General features: G+C 71.9%; 13 protein-coding genes. 8 read left to right on the forward strand and 5 right to left on the reverse strand.

The genetic code is table 11. The annotated features are described in order from the left end of the window. Positions 1 to 22 precede the first annotated feature (22 nt). Positions 23 to 1,099, reverse strand: a complete 1,077-nt coding sequence (locus ACH4YP_RS45080) for a Zn-dependent alcohol dehydrogenase (RefSeq protein ID WP_361058715.1) — start codon at positions 1,097 to 1,099, stop codon at positions 23 to 25. A gap of 148 nt (positions 1,100 to 1,247) precedes the next feature. Further along, complete coding sequence (locus ACH4YP_RS45085) at positions 1,248 to 2,123, reverse strand: MaoC/PaaZ C-terminal domain-containing protein (RefSeq protein ID WP_361058713.1); 876 nt, start codon at positions 2,121 to 2,123, stop codon at positions 1,248 to 1,250. Between the two features lie 315 nt (positions 2,124 to 2,438). On the opposite strand from ACH4YP_RS45085, the gene ACH4YP_RS45090 reads away from it, so the two are divergent. The 4 genes from ACH4YP_RS45090 (at position 2,439) to ACH4YP_RS45105 (ending at position 6,220) form a co-directional block, all read left to right on the forward strand. Beyond that, on the forward strand, positions 2,439 to 3,404 hold the full coding sequence (locus ACH4YP_RS45090; protein WP_398497214.1) for an ABC transporter ATP-binding protein: 966 nt from the start codon (positions 2,439 to 2,441) through the stop codon (positions 3,402 to 3,404). Beyond that, the gene (locus ACH4YP_RS45095; protein ID WP_361058711.1) at positions 3,404 to 4,120 is read left to right on the forward strand and encodes an ABC transporter permease; all 717 of its coding nucleotides are present in this window, start codon (positions 3,404 to 3,406) and stop codon (positions 4,118 to 4,120) included. The genes ACH4YP_RS45090 and ACH4YP_RS45095 overlap by 1 nt, the downstream gene beginning before the upstream one ends. 15 nt (positions 4,121 to 4,135) lie before the next feature. Beyond that, complete coding sequence (locus tag ACH4YP_RS45100) at positions 4,136 to 5,413, forward strand: sensor histidine kinase (protein ID WP_398497202.1); 1,278 nt, start codon at positions 4,136 to 4,138, stop codon at positions 5,411 to 5,413. Between the two features lie 174 nt (positions 5,414 to 5,587). After that, positions 5,588 to 6,220: a response regulator transcription factor gene (locus tag ACH4YP_RS45105; RefSeq protein WP_361058809.1), complete on the forward strand. Its 633-nt coding sequence runs from the start codon at positions 5,588 to 5,590 to the stop codon at positions 6,218 to 6,220. A 139-nt stretch (positions 6,221 to 6,359) separates the two neighbouring features. On the opposite strand, the gene ACH4YP_RS45110 is transcribed toward ACH4YP_RS45105, so the two are convergent. The 3 genes from ACH4YP_RS45110 to ACH4YP_RS45120 all read right to left on the reverse strand — a co-directional run bounded on the left by ACH4YP_RS45110 (position 6,360) and on the right by ACH4YP_RS45120 (position 11,328). After that, the gene (locus ACH4YP_RS45110; RefSeq protein ID WP_398497204.1) at positions 6,360 to 7,796 is read right to left on the reverse strand and encodes a DHA2 family efflux MFS transporter permease subunit; all 1,437 of its coding nucleotides are present in this window, start codon (positions 7,794 to 7,796) and stop codon (positions 6,360 to 6,362) included. Between the two features lie 101 nt (positions 7,797 to 7,897). Further along, on the reverse strand, positions 7,898 to 9,088 hold the full coding sequence (locus ACH4YP_RS45115; RefSeq protein WP_398497205.1) for a lipid-transfer protein: 1,191 nt from the start codon (positions 9,086 to 9,088) through the stop codon (positions 7,898 to 7,900). Between the two features lie 20 nt (positions 9,089 to 9,108). Beyond that, positions 9,109 to 11,328 carry an acyl-CoA dehydrogenase gene (locus tag ACH4YP_RS45120; RefSeq protein ID WP_398497207.1) on the reverse strand — a complete coding sequence of 740 codons (2,220 nt, stop codon included), beginning with the start codon at positions 11,326 to 11,328 and terminating at the stop codon, positions 9,109 to 9,111. A gap of 241 nt (positions 11,329 to 11,569) precedes the next feature. On the opposite strand from ACH4YP_RS45120, the gene ACH4YP_RS45125 reads away from it, so the two are divergent. The 4 genes from ACH4YP_RS45125 (at position 11,570) to ACH4YP_RS45140 (ending at position 17,079) form a co-directional block, all read left to right on the forward strand. Further along, entirely contained in the window at positions 11,570 to 13,342 is a 1,773-nt protein-coding gene (locus tag ACH4YP_RS45125; RefSeq protein ID WP_361072251.1) for an MFS transporter, read from the forward strand. Positions 13,343 to 13,502: 160 nt separating this feature from the next. Beyond that, positions 13,503 to 14,153, forward strand: coding sequence for a class I SAM-dependent methyltransferase (locus tag ACH4YP_RS45130; protein ID WP_361072254.1), 651 nt, complete (start codon positions 13,503 to 13,505; stop codon positions 14,151 to 14,153). A 140-nt stretch (positions 14,154 to 14,293) separates the two neighbouring features. Further along, positions 14,294 to 15,370 carry an AraC family transcriptional regulator gene (locus ACH4YP_RS45135; protein WP_398497209.1) on the forward strand — a complete coding sequence of 359 codons (1,077 nt, stop codon included), beginning with the start codon at positions 14,294 to 14,296 and terminating at the stop codon, positions 15,368 to 15,370. A 722-nt stretch (positions 15,371 to 16,092) separates the two neighbouring features. Further along, the gene (locus tag ACH4YP_RS45140; RefSeq protein ID WP_398497216.1) at positions 16,093 to 17,079 is read left to right on the forward strand and encodes an N-acetylmuramoyl-L-alanine amidase; all 987 of its coding nucleotides are present in this window, start codon (positions 16,093 to 16,095) and stop codon (positions 17,077 to 17,079) included. Positions 17,080 to 17,170: the final 91 nt, after the last annotated feature.

Here is a 17,170-nt window from a genome sequence, read left to right on the forward strand (position 1 = left end):
GCCAGATCTCGACGCACGGGCGTCAGATCTCGATGCACGTACGCAGCGCCACACCCGTACGCATCTGGTCGAGCGCCTCGTTGATGTCGCTCAGCGGCACCCGGTGGGTGATCAGCCCCTCCAGGTCGATGCGCCCGGCCCGCCAGAGGGCGACGGTCCGCTCGTAGGACCGCAGGACGTCCCCGCCGCCGTACATGGACGGCAGGATCCGCTTCTCGTCGAAGAACAGCTCGAACATGTTGAGCTGGAGGTGGTCGTCCATGGCGCCCGCGCCGACGACGACCAGGGTGCCGCCGCGGCGGGTGTTGTCGTACGCCGTGCGGGCGGTGGCGGAGCGGCCGACGACCTCGAAGACATAGTCGAAGCCCTCGCCGGCGGTCACCGTCTGCTTGGCGTCGGGGAGTTCGTCGGGCGACACGGCCCTGGTGGCGCCGAACTTCAGCGCGGCCTCGCGGCGGGAGGCGACCGGGTCGACGGCGACGATCTCGGCGGCGCCCTTGAGCCGGGCGCCCTGGATCGCGGAGATGCCGACGCCTCCGCAGCCGATGACGGCGACCGACGAACCGGCTTCCACGTCCGCGGTGTTGAGGGCTGCGCCGAGTCCGGTGGTAACGCCGCAGCCGATGAGGGCGGCGATGTCGAAGGGCACGTCTTCCGGGATCGGCACGGCGCAGCCCGCGTCGACGACGACCTCCTCGGTGAAGGTGCCGGTGCCCGCGAAGCCGAACAGATCACCGCCGGGGCGCTTGAAGTTGGGCGTGCCCGCGTTCATGAACCCGGCCAGACACAGCTGGGTCTGGCCGCGCTTGCAGGCGGGACAGGCTCCGCAGGCGGGCAGCCAGCAGACGACGACCCGGTCGCCGGGCTTGACGTTGGTGACGCCCTCGCCGACCTCCAGGATCTCGCCCGCCCCTTCGTGCCCGGGGACGAACGGCGCGGGCTGCGGCAGCACCCCGGCCATCGCGGAGAGGTCCGAGTGGCACAGGCCGGTGGCCCGCACCCGGATCCTCACCCGGCCGGGTCCGAAGCCCGTCGCCTCGACGTCGTCGAGTATCTCCAGCTTGTCCTGGCCTATCTCGTGCAGTACGGCTGCGCGCATGGTGCGGCTCCCCTCGGAAACGTACGTACGACACTCAGGTGTGCCGACACTCGGATGCGGGACTCACGTGCGGTGCCCGTGAGCGGTACTCATGGGCGGTACTCATGGGCCGTGCTCAAGGGCGGGTCCTACGGCTCAGGTGCAGGGCTCAGCTGTGCTCCACGACGGTGTCGGCGAGGACCGGTGCGTCGTCCCGGTCGGCGGCGCCCACCGTCACCCGGACCGTGCCGTCCCCCTGCCACATGCGGATGCGCAGCGTCTCGCCCGGGTACACGACCCCGGCGAAGCGCGTGGCGTAGGAGCGGACCCGGCCGACGTCGCCACCGAGTGCCGTGTCCACGACGGCCTTCAGCGTCATCCCGTACGTGCACAGCCCGTGCAGGATCGGCCGGTCGAAGCCGGCGAGCTTGGCGAACTCGGGGTCGGCGTGCAGCGGGTTCCAGTCGCCGGAGAGCCGGTACAGGAGCGCCTGGTCCTCGCGGATCGGGCGCTCGACCGTCCTGTCCGGATCGCCTGTCGGCGGTTCGGGTCGGGTGGAGGGGCCGCGGTCGCCGCCGAAGCCGCCTTCGCCGCGTACGAAGATCTGGGCGTCGTTGGTCCACAACGGGCCCTCGTCGTCGGCGACATCGGTGCGCATGACGAGGACGGCGGCCTTGCCCTTGTCGTACACGGCCGCGATCCGCCCGGTGGCGGTCGCCCGGCCCTCGACGGGGATCGGGCGGTGCAGCGTGATGCTCTGGCCGCCGTGCAGGACGTGCGCGAGGTTCACGTCGACGCCCGGCATGGAGAGGCTGTTGATCACGCCCGGTGAGCCGGCGCCCGCAACGGTGGCGAAGCTCGGCAGTACGTGCAGCCGCGACTCCAGGGTGTAGCGCAGCTCGTCGGGGTCCGTCGCGGGGCTGTCCTTGTCGGGGTTCGCGCCGGCGCCGAGGCCGAGGTGGTAGAGCTGGACGTCCTTGTGACCCCAGGCGATCCCGGCGGACCGGGGCTCGGCCGCGAGAGCCTGGGCAACGTCGATGGGCATGGGGCTCCTGACTGCTGGCGGGGAAGACCCCGATGCGGCCGTCCGCACCGTCGGCCGCACCGAGGTCGACACTGAGCCGAGGAACCCGCCTGTTCTAGAACGCGTTCCAGTCCGGCGACCACCTGTATAGCTCAGGGCCCGGCACATGTGAAGACTCCTGACGGCATGTCAGATGGGTGGCGCGGACGCGACAGTGACAGCGGCAGTGACATTTGTCCTGCCCGAGTCCGTACATTGCGCATCTGCCGCGCCGGCCCCCGGATTCGTAGCGTCGTACCCATGACGAAGACGGGGACGAGGACGCGGTCGAAGACGATGGCCGACACGACGGGGACGGCGGCGGCGACCACGGCGGACGGGGGCGCGGACCAGGCCGTTTCCTTCGCGGGGGCAGTCAAGGCCTTCGGTGCGGTACGGGCCGTGGACGGTGTCGACCTGGAGATCGCGCGCGGCGAGACGGTCGCTCTGCTGGGCCGCAACGGCGCCGGCAAGTCCAGCACGATCTCACTCCTGCTGGGGCTGAACGACCCGGACGAGGGCGTCGTACGCCTCTTCGGCGGCACTCCGGAGGAAGCCGTACGGGCGGGTCGCGTGGGCGCGATGCTCCAGGACGGCCGGCCGGTGCCGCGGGTGACGGTGGGTGAACTGGTCGGGTTCGTGGCCGGTACGTATCCCGCGCCGATGCCCGTCGCCGAGGCGCTGGAGCTGGCGGGCATCGCCGAGCTGGCCGGGCGGCGCGTGGACCGGCTCTCCGGGGGCCAGACGCAGCGGGTGCGGTTCGCCGTCGCGCTCGTCGGGAACCCCGCGCTGATCGTGCTCGACGAGCCGACCGCGGCGCTGGACGTGGAGGCGCGGTACGCCTTCTGGGACTCGATGCGGGCGTTCACGCGGCGCGGTCACACCATCCTCTTCTCCACCCACTACCTGGAGGAGGCGGACGCCAACGCCGACCGGATCGTCGTCATCGACCACGGGCGGATCGTCGCCGACGGCACCGCCGAGCAGCTCAAGCGGGCCGCGGGCGGCAGCCTCGTCGCCTTCGACCTCGCCGGCGCCGGCACGGACGGGCTGGCGGCCCTGCCCGGTGTGGTCTCCGTGGAGGTGCGCGGGGACCGGGCGCGGCTGCGGACCGACGACTCGGACGCGACGGTGATCGCGCTCGCCGAGCGCGGCGCGATACGCGCCCTGGAGGTCGTGCCGGCCTCGCTGGACGACGCGTTCCTCGCCCTGACCTCCTCCGACGCCTCTGCCCCCGCCCGTACCTTCCTGGAGACGGTGTGATGCTCGACTATCTGCGGCTCGAAGTGCGCCGGACGCTGCGCGACACCGGCTTCGTGATCGGCGGGGTCGTGATGCCGGTGGTGATGTATCTGCTGTTCACGAACCTCGACGGCGCCGACCGCGACTGGCGGACCGTCTCGATGATCGGCATGGCGGCGTACGGCGCGATGGGCTCGGCCCTGAACACCGGTGGCGGGGTCGCCGAGGACCGGACCGTCGGCTGGCTGCGGCAGTTGCGGATCACGCCGATGAGCCCGCGCCAGGTCGTGATGGGCCGGGCGCTCACAGGCGCGGTGACGGTGCTGCCCGCGATCGTCGCGGTCCTCGTGGCGGGCTGCCTGATCAACGGCGTACGGCTGGACGCCTGGAAGTGGGCGGCGATCGCGCTGCTGCTGTGGCTCGGCTCGATCCCCTTCACCCTGCTCGGCCTCGGCAACGGCTACCGGCTGACCGCGCAGGCCACGGGTGTGATGAACATGGTGTGCAACCTGACGCTCGCGGTGATCGGCGGCCTGTGGTTCCCGGTGAGCCTCTTCCCCTCCTGGCTCCGGTCCCTTTCCTCCTACGCACCCACGAACCGGTTCGCGCAGCTCGGCACGTCGGTCGCCGACGGACACGCGCCCGCGCTCGGGGCGGTGCTGGTGCTGACCGGGTGGCTGCTGGCCTTCGGCTCGTACGCTGTGGTCTCGTACCGCAGGACCGCGCGGACCGTCTGAACGGGGGCTGAGGACATGTCGTGGTCGCGAAGGACCAGCTGCCGGATGGCCGAGTTGCAGGAGTCGCGGACCGACCGGAAGGCCGAACGGAACGCGTTCGTGGCCGACCAGAAGGCCGCACGGAAGACCGGAAAGCTCCCGGAGCACCTGGGCCCGCCGCCCAGCGGTTTCTCGCTCCTCCCCTGGCTTCTGATGGGCATAGGCGCCTTCTCCAACCTCTTCCAGGGCAAGACCCCGAACCCGTGGATCGGCGGCATCGGCCTCCTCGTCTTCAACTCCCTCTACATCCACGTGGTGTTCCGCGCCTTCACGAAGGAGGCGCGCGAGGCCCGCTCCACCCGGGGCGCGCTGGTCGCGCTGGGCGTGGTGACCTGTCTCCTCGGCGGTCTGTACGGCGGCAGCTGGCTGCTCTTCTTCCCGCTGCTCGGCCTGGCCGCGGGCGCCATCGTCCGTGGGCCGTGGCTCGGCAGGACCGGCATCGGGCTGAGCGCGCTCGCGGGTGTCGTGGCCGGGCTGCGGGACGGCTGGGGCGCGGTGAACGTCGCGTACGGCACGTTCCTGTCCACCATGGTGACCGCGGCGATCCTCTCCCTGTCGGACGCCGTACGTGAACTGCGCGCGGCCCGCGAGGAGTTGGCCCGCCAGGCCGTGGAGAAGGAACGCCTTCGCTTCTCCCGTGACCTGCACGACCTCCTCGGCCACACCCTCTCCGTCATCGTCGTGAAGTCGGAGGCGGCCCGTCGGCTCGCGCCCCGCGACATGGACGCGGCGCTGGTCCAGGTCTCCGACATCGAGTCCGTCGGCCGCCAGGCGCTCACCGAGATCCGCGAGGCGGTCACCGGCTACCGGGACGGCAGCCTGGCCACGGACCTCGACCGGGCCCGCTCGGCCCTCCAGGCCGCCGGTATCGAACCGGTCGTCCGCCAGTCCGGGCCGCCGCTCGCCGCCCAGACCGAGGTCCTGCTCGGCTGGGTCGTCCGCGAGGCGGTCACCAACGCGGTGCGCCACAGTGGCGCGGGGCGCTGTGAGATCACGGTGGACGGTTCGGCAGAGCACGTTCGGCTGCGCGTCACGGACGACGGTCGTGGGGTGGCGCCGCCGGCCGCGCCGGAATCGGCCGTGCCCGGCATCGGCGGTACCGGGCTGAAGGGGCTGACCGAGCGGCTCGCTGCGGCGGGGGGCTCGTTGGAGGCGGGGCCCGGGGCGCGGAACGGGTTCACTGTGACGGCGGAGCTTCCGGTGGATCTGGGCGAGCGGACGGGGATGGCGGAACCGGTGGAGGCCGCTCGGTAGGTGCGGGTCAGCTCCGCCGGGGGGTGTGTTTTCGGCCGCGGGTGAGTGGGAGCTGGGGTGCGCGGTTCCCCGCGCCCCTGAAAGGCAGGGGTGCGGAACTTCGCGACCAGCACCCACCGGGCCCGTAGCCATCGACGCACCCCGGCTGAGCCCTACTCTTGGGCCGTGAACGAGATGCCCCGGGATCACCGGCCCGCCAAGTCCATCCGCGTGCTGCTCGCCGAGGACCAGGGGATGATGCGGGGCGCCCTCGCCCTGCTCCTCGGTCTGGAGGCGGACATCGAGGTGGTGGCGCAGGTCGGGACGGGGGACGCGATCGTGGGGGCGGCCCTGGAGTCGCGGCCGGACGTGGCGCTGCTGGACATCGAACTGCCCGGGATCAGCGGCCTGGACGCCGCCGGGCTGCTCCGGGACGAGGTGCCCGACTGCCGGGTGCTGATCCTCACCACCTTCGGCCGGCCGGGGTATCTGCGGCGGGCCATGGAGGCGGGCGCCGCGGGGTTCCTCGTCAAGGACGGGCCCGTGGAGGAACTGGCCGAGGCGATCCGCCGGGTGCTGACCGGCGAGACGGTCATCGATCCCGCGCTCGCCGCCGCCGCGCTGGGTGCCGGGCCCAATCCGCTCACCGCCCGCGAGTGCGACGTACTGAAGGCCTCGGTGGACGGCGCTACGGTCGCCGACATCGCGTCCAAGCTCCACCTCTCCGAGTCGACCGTCCGCAACTACCTCTCGTCGGCGATCGGCAAGACGGCGACGCGGAATCGCATGGAGGCCATGCGGGAGGCTCGCCAGCAGGGGTGGCTCTGAGCGGGGGTGTGTTTTCGGTGCGAGTGGGTGGGGGGCTGGAGTGCGCGGTTCCTCGCGCCCCTGAAGAGCATGGGGTACCGCTCGCCTTCAGGGGCGCGAGGAACCGCGCACCCCAGCCACGCCCCACCCGCACCGCACCTCATCCCCGCCCCGCAACCCCCCGCGGAAGCCACACCAGCATCAGCACAACACCCCCGAGCAACACACACCCACCCGTGCGGAACACCAGCGCGTACCCCTCCGCCAGCGCCTCCGGCGAGACCCCGCCCCCGGTCCGCGCCGCGGCGATCGTCGCCATCACGGAGAGCCCCAGCGAACCACCCATCGTGCGGGACGTGTTGATCAGCCCCGACACCAGCCCCGCCTCCCCCGGCTCCGCCCCCGACGTGGCCAGCGCGGCGAGCGGCGTCGCGGACAGCCCGGCGCCGAGCATCATCAGGATCCCGGGGAACATGATCGCGGTGAGGTACGCGCCGTCGGCGGTCATCGTGGACTGCCAGCCGAACCCGGCGGCGGCCACCAGCGCCCCGAGCACCGCGACGTTCCGCGCTCCCACGACGGGCATCAGACGCGGCGCGACCTTCGAGCCGAGGATCACCGCGAGCGAGCTGGGCACGAGCGCGAGTCCGGCGTCCAGCGGCGAGTAGCCGAGCACGTTCTGCGCGTACAGCGTCATGAAGAACCACATGCAGAACATCGCCGAGCCGCACAGGAACATCGCCACGTTCGCCGAGGACACGGACCTCAGCCGGAACAGCCTCAGCGGCATCAGCGGCGCCTTCGTCCGCGCCTCGACGAGCAGGAACAGCCCGATCAGGGCGGCCCCGGCGGCCAGTGGCACCAGGGTCGCGGCCGAGGTCCACCCCTCGGCCTCGGTCTGCACGATCCCGTACGCGAGGGTCGCGAGGCCGGCCGTCACCAGCAGGGCCCCCGGCAGGTCGAGCCGCCGACGCTCACCGGCCCGGCTCTCGACGAGCCAGAGCAGGGCGCCGGCCAGCACCACCGCGCCGATGGGCACGTTGATCAGCAGGACCCAGCGCCACGACAGCCCGTCGACCAGGACCCCGCCGACGAGCCCGCCCGCCGCGCCGCCGCCCCCGCCGACGGCGGTCCAGGTCGCGATGGCCCGGGCGCGTGCCGCGCCCTCGGGCACGGCCGACGTCAGGATCGTCAGCGTCGAGGGCGCGAGCACCGCCGCCCCGAGGCCCTGCACGGCCCGTGCGGCCAGCAGCTGCCAGCCCTCCTGGGCGAGCCCGCCCGCGAGCGAGGCCAGCGTGAACAGCGCGAGCCCGATCAGGAACATCCGCTTGCGGCCGTACAGGTCGCCGGCCCGCCCGCCGAGCAGCATGAATCCGGCGAAGGCGATCGTGTACGCGTTGACGACCCACTGGAGCCCCGGGGCGCTCAGCCCCAGGTCGGCCCGCATCGACGGCAACGCCGTATTGACCACGGACACATCGAGGACGACGAGGAACTGTCCCGCGCAGGCGAGTGCGACCACCACCCAGGTGGGCGGCGCGGCACGACCGGACACGGGTATCTCTGCGGCGGTTCTGAGGGTGGGCATGGGTGTCATGCTCGCAGCGACCCCGTGCCCCGTACATCGGAATTTCGCTGCACGCCCGTCCGCCGCAGGACCTAGGACCTCTGTCGCCCTCTCCCACCCGCCCGGCCCGCCTATCCCCGCCTCAGCAGGGTCACGACCGCCGCGCCCCCGAGCCCGATGTTGTGGGCGAGGCCCACGCGCGCGTCCGTCATCTGCCGGGCCGCCGCCTCGCCCCTCAACTGCCATACCAGCTCGGCGACTTGGGCGATCCCGGTGGCTCCCAGAGGATGCCCCTTCGAGATGAGGCCGCCCGAGGGGTTCACCACCCAGCGCCCGCCGTACGTCGTCGCGCCCGACTCCACGAGCTTCCCGGACTCGCCCTCCTCGCACATGCCGAGCGCCTCGTACGTCAGCAGTTCGTTGACGGAGAAGCAGTCGTGGAGTTCCACGACGTCGACGTCCTCGATGCCGAGCCCTGCCCTCTCGTACACCTGCCGGGCGGCGGCCCGGGACATCGGCTGCCCGACGACGTCGATGCACGAACCGGACGCGAACGACTCCTCCGTGTCCGTCGTCATCGCCTGCGCGACGATCTCCACGGCCCGCTCCCCCAGCCCGTGCCGTTCCACGAACCGCTCCGACACGACGACGGCCGCGGCGGCCCCGTCCGAGGTGGGCGAGCACTGGAGTTTGGTGAGCGGCGCGTGCACGGTACGCGCGGCGAGGATCTCGTCGACCGAGTAGACGTCCTGGAACTGGGCGTAGGGGTTGTTCGCCGAGTGCCGGTGGTTCTTGGCTCCCACGGCCGCGAGCTGCGCCTCCGTCGTGCCGTACTTCTCCATGTGCTCGCGCGCCGCATCGCCGAAGATCTGGGCGGTGGGCGGCGTCATCTCGAAGCCGTGCCGCGCCGCCATCACGGCGTAATGACGCGCAACCGGTGACGTCTTGAAGTCGCCGCCGTCGGCCCCGCCCCCGAGCGCGCCCCGCGCCATCTTCTCGAACCCCACCGCCAGTACGCAGTCGCTCGCGCCGCCCTCCACGAACTGCCGGGCGAGCATCAGCGCGGTCGAGCCGGTCGCGCAGTTGTTGTTCACGTTGTAGACGGGCACTCCGCTCAGGCCGAGTTCGTAGACGGCCCGCTGTCCGGCCGTGGAGGCCTGGAAGCAGTAGCCGACGGGCACCTGCTCCACGGCGTCGTAGGAGATCCCGGCGTCCGCGAGGGCGCCCGTGCCCGCCTCCCGGACCATGTCCCAGTACTGCCAGTCCCTGGTCTCCGGCTTCTCGAACTTGGTCATGCCCACACCGACGACGTATGCCTTCATGACTCTCCCCGGTCTCCCGTTCACTGGTCCCTCGGCAGGCCGAGGATGCGCTCCGCGACCACGTTCAGCTGCACCTGCGTCGTCCCGCCGGCGATGGTCAGACACCGGCTGAGCAGGAATCCGTGCACGGCCCGTTCCCCGGCGCCCTCGCGCAACGCGCCTGCCGGGCCGAGTAGTTCGAGTGCCAGCTCGGCGACCTTCTGCTGGTGCGCGGTCTGGACGAGCTTGCGTACGGAGGCACCGGCGCCCGGCTCCACGCCGGAGACCTGCCGCATGGTCGTACGGAGTCCGATGCAGCCCAGCGCGTGGGCCTCCGCGATCAGGGTTCCGACGCGTTCCCGCACGGTGTCGTCGAGGCCGGCGGAACGGGCGACGATCGCTTCGAGGCCGGTGCCGAAGGTCAACTGGTCGGCCATGTGGACGCGTTCGTTGCCGAGGGTGTTGCGCGCGACCCGCCAGCCGTCGTCGACCGAACCGACCACGGCGTCGGCGGGCAGCACCACGTCGTCGAAGTAGACCTCGTTGAAGAGCGATTCGCCGGTGATCTCCTTCAGCGGACGGATCTCGATGCCGTCCGTCTCCTTCATGTCGACGACGAAGTACGTGAGCCCCTTGTGCTTGGGCGCGTCCGGGTTCGTCCGGGCGAGGAGGATCCCGTAGTCCGCCCACTGCGCCGAACTCGTCCACACCTTCTGCCCGTTGACCCGCCAGCGCCCGTCCGCCGTCCGCTCGGCCCGCGTTCGGAGCGAGGCGAGGTCCGACCCGGCACCGGGCTCCGAGAAGAGCTGGCACCACAGCACGTCCCCGCAGAGCGTCGGCAGCAGATACCGCTCCTGCTGCTCGCAGGTCCCGTAGGCGATGAGCGACGGTACGACCCAGGTGGCGATCCCCAGGTCGCCGACGCGCACTCCGGCGGCGGCCAGTTCCTCCTGTACGGCGAGCTGCTGGACGGGGCCGGCACCGAGTCCGTACGGCGGGGGCAGATGGGGTGCGGTGTAGCCGGTGGGCGCCAACTCCCTTCGTACGGCGGCCGGTTCGAGGCCGCGTACGCGTGCGATGACGGCGCGGGCCGCCTCCCGGTGCCGCGCGGCCTCCACCTCGGGAAGCTCCGTACGGAGCTCACGTCTCGCCCCGTTCTCCGCCGCTCCGACCGCCCGCAGGAGGTGCCCGCCACCGAGCAACTGCCGTGCCACCAGGGCCCGTCGGAGGTAGAGATGCGCGTCGTGTTCCCAGGTGAAGCCGATGCCGCCCAGCACCTGGACGCAGTCCTTGGCGCACGAGAGGGCCGCGTCGAGCGCGACACCGGCGGCGAGTGCGGTCACCAACTCCCGTACCTCGTCGGGTTCTTGTACGGCTCTGGCGGCGTCCCACGCCAGCGCGCCGGCCCGCTCGACGCGGACCAGCATGTCGGCGCACAGGTGCTTGATCCCCTGGAACTGCCCGATCGGCCGGCCGAACTGCTCCCGCACCTTCGCGTACGCGGCCGCGGTCTCCAGCGCCCACGCGGCGGTCCCGCACGCGTCGGCGGCGAACACGGCGGCGGCGAGGTCCCGCACGAGCGCCGAGTCGACGTCGAGGACACGGTCGGCCGGGACGCGTACCGCCGTGGCCACGACCTCCGCGGTCGCCCGCGTCGGGTCGGCGCTCTCGTGGACGCGGACGGAGAGGTCCGAGGCGTCCACGGCCAGCCACAGCGTGCGCCCGCCCGGCGCCCCAGTCCCAGTTCCAGCCCCCGACGCCGACGCCGACGCCGACGCCGCCAGGATCAGCACGTCCGCGTCGCCGCCGGACAGTACGGGCGGAGCCGTCCCGTCGAGCACGTACCCGTACCCGTCCGCGTCGGCCACGGCGGTCAGCGTCCCGGTCCCGAGGGCGACCGCCCCGATCCGCTCGCCCTCGGCCACGGCCCGTACCAGCTCCCCGGCCGCGGCGCCCGCCCTCGCGAGTACCAGCGAGGCGAGCGCGTTCGCGGTGTACGGCCCCGGCAGGGCCGCCCGCGCGGCCTCCTCCAGTACGACGGCGAGGTCGAGCACCGTCCCGCCGCCGCCTCCGTACTCCTCCGGGAGGTGCACCGCGAGGAATCCCTGCGCGGCGAGCGCGTCCCAGTGGGCGGGGCGTCCGCCCTGGCCGCCGGGTGCGTCGAGCAGTTTGCGCGTTTCCTCTGGTGGCACCGTCCGGGCGATCCAGCCGCGTACGGCCTCGGCCAGGTCCCGCTGTTCCCGCGTGATCCCGATCCCCATGCGGCGCAGACTAGAACACGTTCCAATCTGACGGAAGGTCAGATACGGACCGATCCACCTCCGATCCGCCTTCCCCCCCTTCGACCCACCTCCGACCCACTCCCGATCCACCCCTCCTCCACGTCTCCATGTAATGAGACAGTCAAGAATTCGTTAGCGGCTCGAAGCAACGGAATAGTTGCCTGGGCGCACGGGGTTCACCCTGCATCTACCCCGCTCACGCCTCTGGAGGCAGCACGTAATGACCCGGACAACGACGGACCCGCGCACCCGAAGGCCCGGCGGCGGCGGAATCGTTCCGGTGCTGGCCTTCGCGGGCATCGTTGTCGCGGTGATGCAGACCCTGCTCGTGCCGGTCATCAAGGACCTGCCCGAGCTGCTGGGCACCTCGCCGAGCAACGCCACCTGGGTGATGACCTCGACCCTGCTCGCGGGCGCCGTGGCCACACCGATCATGGGGCGCCTCGGCGACCTGTACGGCAAGCGGCGCATGCTGATCGCGAGCCTGGCCGTGATGGTCGTGGGCTCGCTGATAGCCGGCTTCACCAGTGAACTGCTCGTGATGATCACCGGCCGCGCCCTTCAGGGCTTCGCGATGGGCGCCATCCCGCTCGGCATCGGCCTGATGCGCGACGAGCTGCCGCGCGAGAAGCTCGGCTCGGCGATGGCCCTGATGAGCTCCTCGATCGGCGTCGGCGGTGGTCTGGCCCTGCCGGTCGCCGCCCTCGTCGCGCAGCACGCCGACTGGCACGCGCTCTTCTTCGGCTCCGCGGGCCTGGGCGCCCTCTCGATCCTGCTCACCCTGGCCTTCGTACCGGAATCGCCGATGCGCGCCGAGGGCACCTTCGACGGCTGGGGCGCGCTCGGCCTCTCCGCCGGTCTCGTCCTCTTCCTCCTGCCGATCACCAAGGGCAGCGACTGGGGCTGGACGTCCGGCACCACGCTCGGCCTGTTCGGCGCGGCGGCCCTCGTCCTCCTCCTGTGGGGCCTGATGGAGCTGCGTGTGAAGGCGCCGCTGGTCGACCTGCGCACCACGGCCCGCCGCCCGGTGCTCTTCACCAACCTCGCCTCGATCATGGTCGGCGTCGCCTTCTACGCCGTCTCGCTCGTCCTGCCCCAGCTCCTCCAGCTGCCCACGTCGACCGGTTACGGCCTCGGCCAGTCCATGCTCGTCGCGGGTCTGTGCGTGGCACCGCTCGGCCTGACGATGATGTTCACGGCGCCGGTGTACGCCCGTATCTCCGCCAAGTACGGCCCCAAGGTCACCCTGATGATCGGCATGCTGATCATCGCGGTCGGCTACGGCGCCGGTCTCGGCCTGATGAGCGCCGCCTGGCAGACCATCGTCATCGCCGTCGTCCTGGGCGCGGGCATCGGTCTCGCGTACTCCTCGCTGCCCGCACTGATCATCGGCGCCGTCCCGGCGTCGGAGACCGGCGCGGCGAACGGCCTCAACACGCTGATGCGCTCGATCGGTACGTCCGTGTCCAGTGCCGTGATCGGCATGGTCCTGGCGAACACGGCGGACCAGGTGGGCGGCGTCGCCGTCCCCACGATGCAGGGGTTCCGGGTGTCCTTCCTGATCGCCACGGGTGCGGTGCTGGTGGGGCTGGTGTTCGCGGCGTTCCTGCCGGGGCGGCGGGCTACGGCGAACGCGGAGAAGCCGCATCTGATCGCGTCCAGCGAGGACGCCGAATACGGCGAGGCCGCGTCGCCTGAACCGGCCCCGGCCGGCCAGACCGCTCCGGCCGGTTTCCGCGGCCGCGTCCTCACCGCGGACGGTGTCCCGGTCGCGCGGGCCAAGGTCACGCTGATCGACCGGCGGGGTCGGCAGGCGGGGGCGACGCTCTCGGCGGAGGGCGGCGGCTATGTGCTCGCCGTGCCCTCGGAGGGTGCGTACGTGCTGGCCGTCACGGCCGGGGGGCATGGGCCGCTTGCCTCGGGGGCGAGCCATCCCGGTGGGGTGCGGGTGGTCGAGGTGGATCTCGCGCTGCCGAGCGTCGTCCCCGCGTAGCGCTCCGCGGGAAGGGCCGGGAGGGATCGGGAGAGGTCGGATTTAGGGTGCGGGTCGGTCGGTGCTGGGCGCGCAGTTCCCCGCGCCCCTGACAGGGCGGGCTGCGCCCTGCCCTGTCACCATGGGGCGCCCGGACACCCGTACGACCTGGAGGAACCCCATGCCCGTCGCACCCAAGCCCGAGATTCTCGCTGCCTTCGAGGGTGCCAAGGGGTTCATGCCCGTGGAGGAAGGGCTCGCGTTGTACGAGGCCGCCGTCGAGGCGGGGCGGCTGGGGCTGCCGCTGCTGGAGGTCGGCACCTACTGCGGGCGTTCCACGGTCCTGCTGGCCGGCGCCGCCCGCGAGGCCGGTGTCACGGCGGTCACCGTCGACCACCACCGCGGCAGCGAGGAGCAGCAACCGGGCTGGGACTACCACGACCCGGCGACGGTCGACCCGGAGCTCGGGGTCATGGACACGCTCCCGGCCTTCCGCCGTACGCTCCACCGGGCGGGCCTGGAGGACCACGTGGTCGCCGTCGTCGGCCGCTCTCCGCAGATCGCCGCCTTCTGGAACTCGCCCCTCGGCCTCGTCTTCATAGACGGCGGCCACACCGACGAGCACGCGACCGGCGACTACGAGGGCTGGGCGCCCCATGTCGCCGAGGGCGGACTGCTGCTCATCCACGACGTGTTCCCCGACCCGGTGGACGAGTTCACCGGGCAGGCGCCGTATCGCGTGTATCTGCGGGCGCTGGAGTCGGGCGCGTTCACGGAGGTCTCCGCGACGGATTCGCTGCGGGTGCTGCGGCGGACGGGCGCGGGGGTCTGACGGCAGGACCGGCCCGGCCCGAGACGGCCTCCCACGGCGCCCGGATTCACCGTACGAAGACCGTATGAAGATTGAAGTACCCTCCGCACGGGCGGAATCGGGCGGCGGAGCGCCCGGCGGCCGGGGAGAGACGGGGCGGGATGATCGGGACGGTGTTCCGGAGCGAGGACGTGCCTGCGGAGCACAGGTTCGACTACTGGCGTGAGCTGGTCCACCGGGCGATCGCACCGAGCGACATCACCAGTGACCACGCCGGCGACTTCTGGGCGGAGCAGCGCCTGCTGGAGCTGGGGCCGGTGATGGTGTGGCCGACGTCGTTCCTGCCCTCGCGATTCCGGCGCACCGAGAAGATGGTGCGTCAGTGCGACCCCGACATGTACCACCTGTCCCTGATGCTCGGCGGCGGGCTGGGGCTGGACCACATCGGGCGGACCGACCTGTACGGCCCGCGCGACCTGTGGGTGACCGACACCTCTGAGCCGTACGACGTGCGACCGCCGGACGGCGGGGGCCGCCGGCTGATCACCGGCGTGGCCGTGGACTTCCCCAAGTCACTGCTGCCCCTGCCGCCGGACCGGGTCCGGGAACTGCTGGGCAGGCGGCTGTCGGGGCGGGAGGGGACCGGCTCGCTGCTGACGGAGTTCCTCACCGGCCTGGACCGGCAGTCCGCCGCCCTCCAGCCGTCCGACGCACCGCGTCTGGGAACGGTGCTGCTCGACCTGCTGTCGGCCTGGTTCGCCCACGTGCTCGACGTGGAGGACACCCTGCCGCCGGAGACCCGCCACCGGGCCATGACCACGCGCATACGGGCGTTCATCCGGCAGAACCTGCGCGACCCGGGGCTCACACCGCCCGTGATCGCCGCCGCGCACCACATCTCCGTCAGCTATCTGCACCGGCTCTTCCAGGAACAGGCGCCGGGCGAGGACGGAGAGGGCGAGACGGTCGCGGCCTGGATCCGCCGTCTGCGACTGGAGGGTGCCCGGCGCGAACTGGCGGACCCCGCGCTGTTCGCCGTCCCCATCCACACCGTCGCCGCCCGCTGGGGCCTCCCCCGCGCCTCCGACTTCGCCCGCGCCTTTCGCACCGCGTACGGGCTCACGCCCAAGGAGTACCGGCTCCAGGCACTCTCCTCGCCGGAGCAGCCGGAGCAGCCGGAGCAGCCGGAGCAGCCGCAGTCGCAGCCGCAGCCGCAGCCGCAGCCGCAGCCGGAGTAGACGCAGAGCGCAGGAACTGTGGACTCACGCCTAACGACAGCCCCAGGAGTGACACACATCCTGGTGCGGGGGAAGGCTGCGAGGCCTCAGGAGGGGCGTCCCACGGGGGAGGGCGCCCCTCCTTCCTTTCGAGCACACGGAAATTCGAGTACGCGGAAAGAGATGAGCAGTTGACGCGGAGCAGAGTGCCAGGAACGTCCAGGATGCGAAGACGAGCCGTCGCCGCGGCGGCCGTCGCCCTGCTGAGCGCGCCCGTGCTGACCGGGTCCTCGCTGACCGGCACCGCGTCGGCGGCGGAGAGCGCCGAGACGGCCGGGACCACGGTGGCGGCCGGGACCAACGTGGCGGCCGCGGCCGCCAAGGCGCCGGTGTACGCCCGGCTCTACAACCAGGCCACCGGAAAGTGCCTCGCCGTCCGGACAGGTACCCGATGGCCGACGAGTACGCGCCCGGCAAGTTCTTCGTCGTCTGGGAACACGACATCTCACGCATCAAGGTGAACAAGCTCGACATCTCCGACACGTAGACATTCGCAGGACGGCTGTACGCGACACAGGCGGGCCGGAGCACCCGATCACGGGCGCTCCGGCCCGCACCGCGTGGTCGCCGACACGGCCACAAGCGCGGTCGCCGACACCATCACCGGCGTGGCCGTCGACACCGTCACCGGCGTGGCCCAGGGAAACCTGCGGACCCCGGGGCCTGCCCGTAAGGTGGCAGGCGTGTCGTACGTAGGTCCTGACTTCGAACCTCCCCGCCCCCCGCGCCACCCCCTGCGCGCCCCCCTGACCGTGGCCGTCGCCGCGCTCGTGCCGGGCGCGCTGATCGGCTGGCTGGTGTGGCAGACGGTGGGGGACTCCGGCGGGGACGCACAGGCGTCGCCCTCATCCCCCTCGTCCGCGTACTCCTCGTCGGGCCGGTCCGCCGTGCCGGGCGCCTCGGACGACGGCAAGGAGCAACCCGGCGACTCCGGCCGGACGGGCGCCGGCGAGGAGTCCGGCGGGTCGCCCTCCGCCTCGGCCCCCGCCGCCTCCGGCTCTCTCAAGGGCAAGGTCGTCGTCATCGACCCCGGTCACAACCCCGGCAACTTCCAGCACACGTCCGAGATCAACAAACAGGTGAACATCGGGACGAACTCGAAGGAGTGCGACACAACAGGTACGGCGACCAACGACGGCTACACCGAGGCGAAGTTCACCCTCGACGTCGCCCGTCGGATGCGCACCGTCCTGGAGAAGGAGGGCGCCACCGTGAAGTTCACGCAGGACGGCGACCGCTCCTGGGGCCCGTGCGTCGACGAGCGGGCCGAGATCGGGAACAACGCGGACGCCGACGCCGTGGTGTCGATCCACGCGGACGGCGCGGGGCCCGGCAACCGCGGCTTCCATGTGATCCTGCCCGGCTCGGTGCACTCCGGCGCGGCCGACACCCGGCCGATCGTGGCCTCGTCCCGCGAACTCGGCGAGCGCGTCGCGGGCGGCTTCCTGCGCGTCACCGGCAGCGCCCCCTCCAACTACATCGGCGGCGGCACCGGCCTGGACGTCCGCAAGGACCTCGGCGGTCTCAATCTGTCAACGGTTCCGAAGGTCTTCATCGAGTGCGGCAACATGCGCGACAGCAAGGACGCCGCCCAGCTGACCAGCAGCGCGTGGAGGCAGAAGGCGGCGCAAGGAATCGCGGACGGCATCTCTGACTTCTTGGACCCCTAGGGCCTGTGTGAGGTCGTGATCAATCTCGGGTTCTGGTCCCGTGCGGGGCCGGGACCTGGTAGGACGCTGGGTGTGACACGTAGGCAACTCA

Source organism: Streptomyces sp. NPDC020747, from assembly GCF_044334695.1.
Classification (GTDB): domain Bacteria; phylum Actinomycetota; class Actinomycetes; order Streptomycetales; family Streptomycetaceae; genus Streptomyces.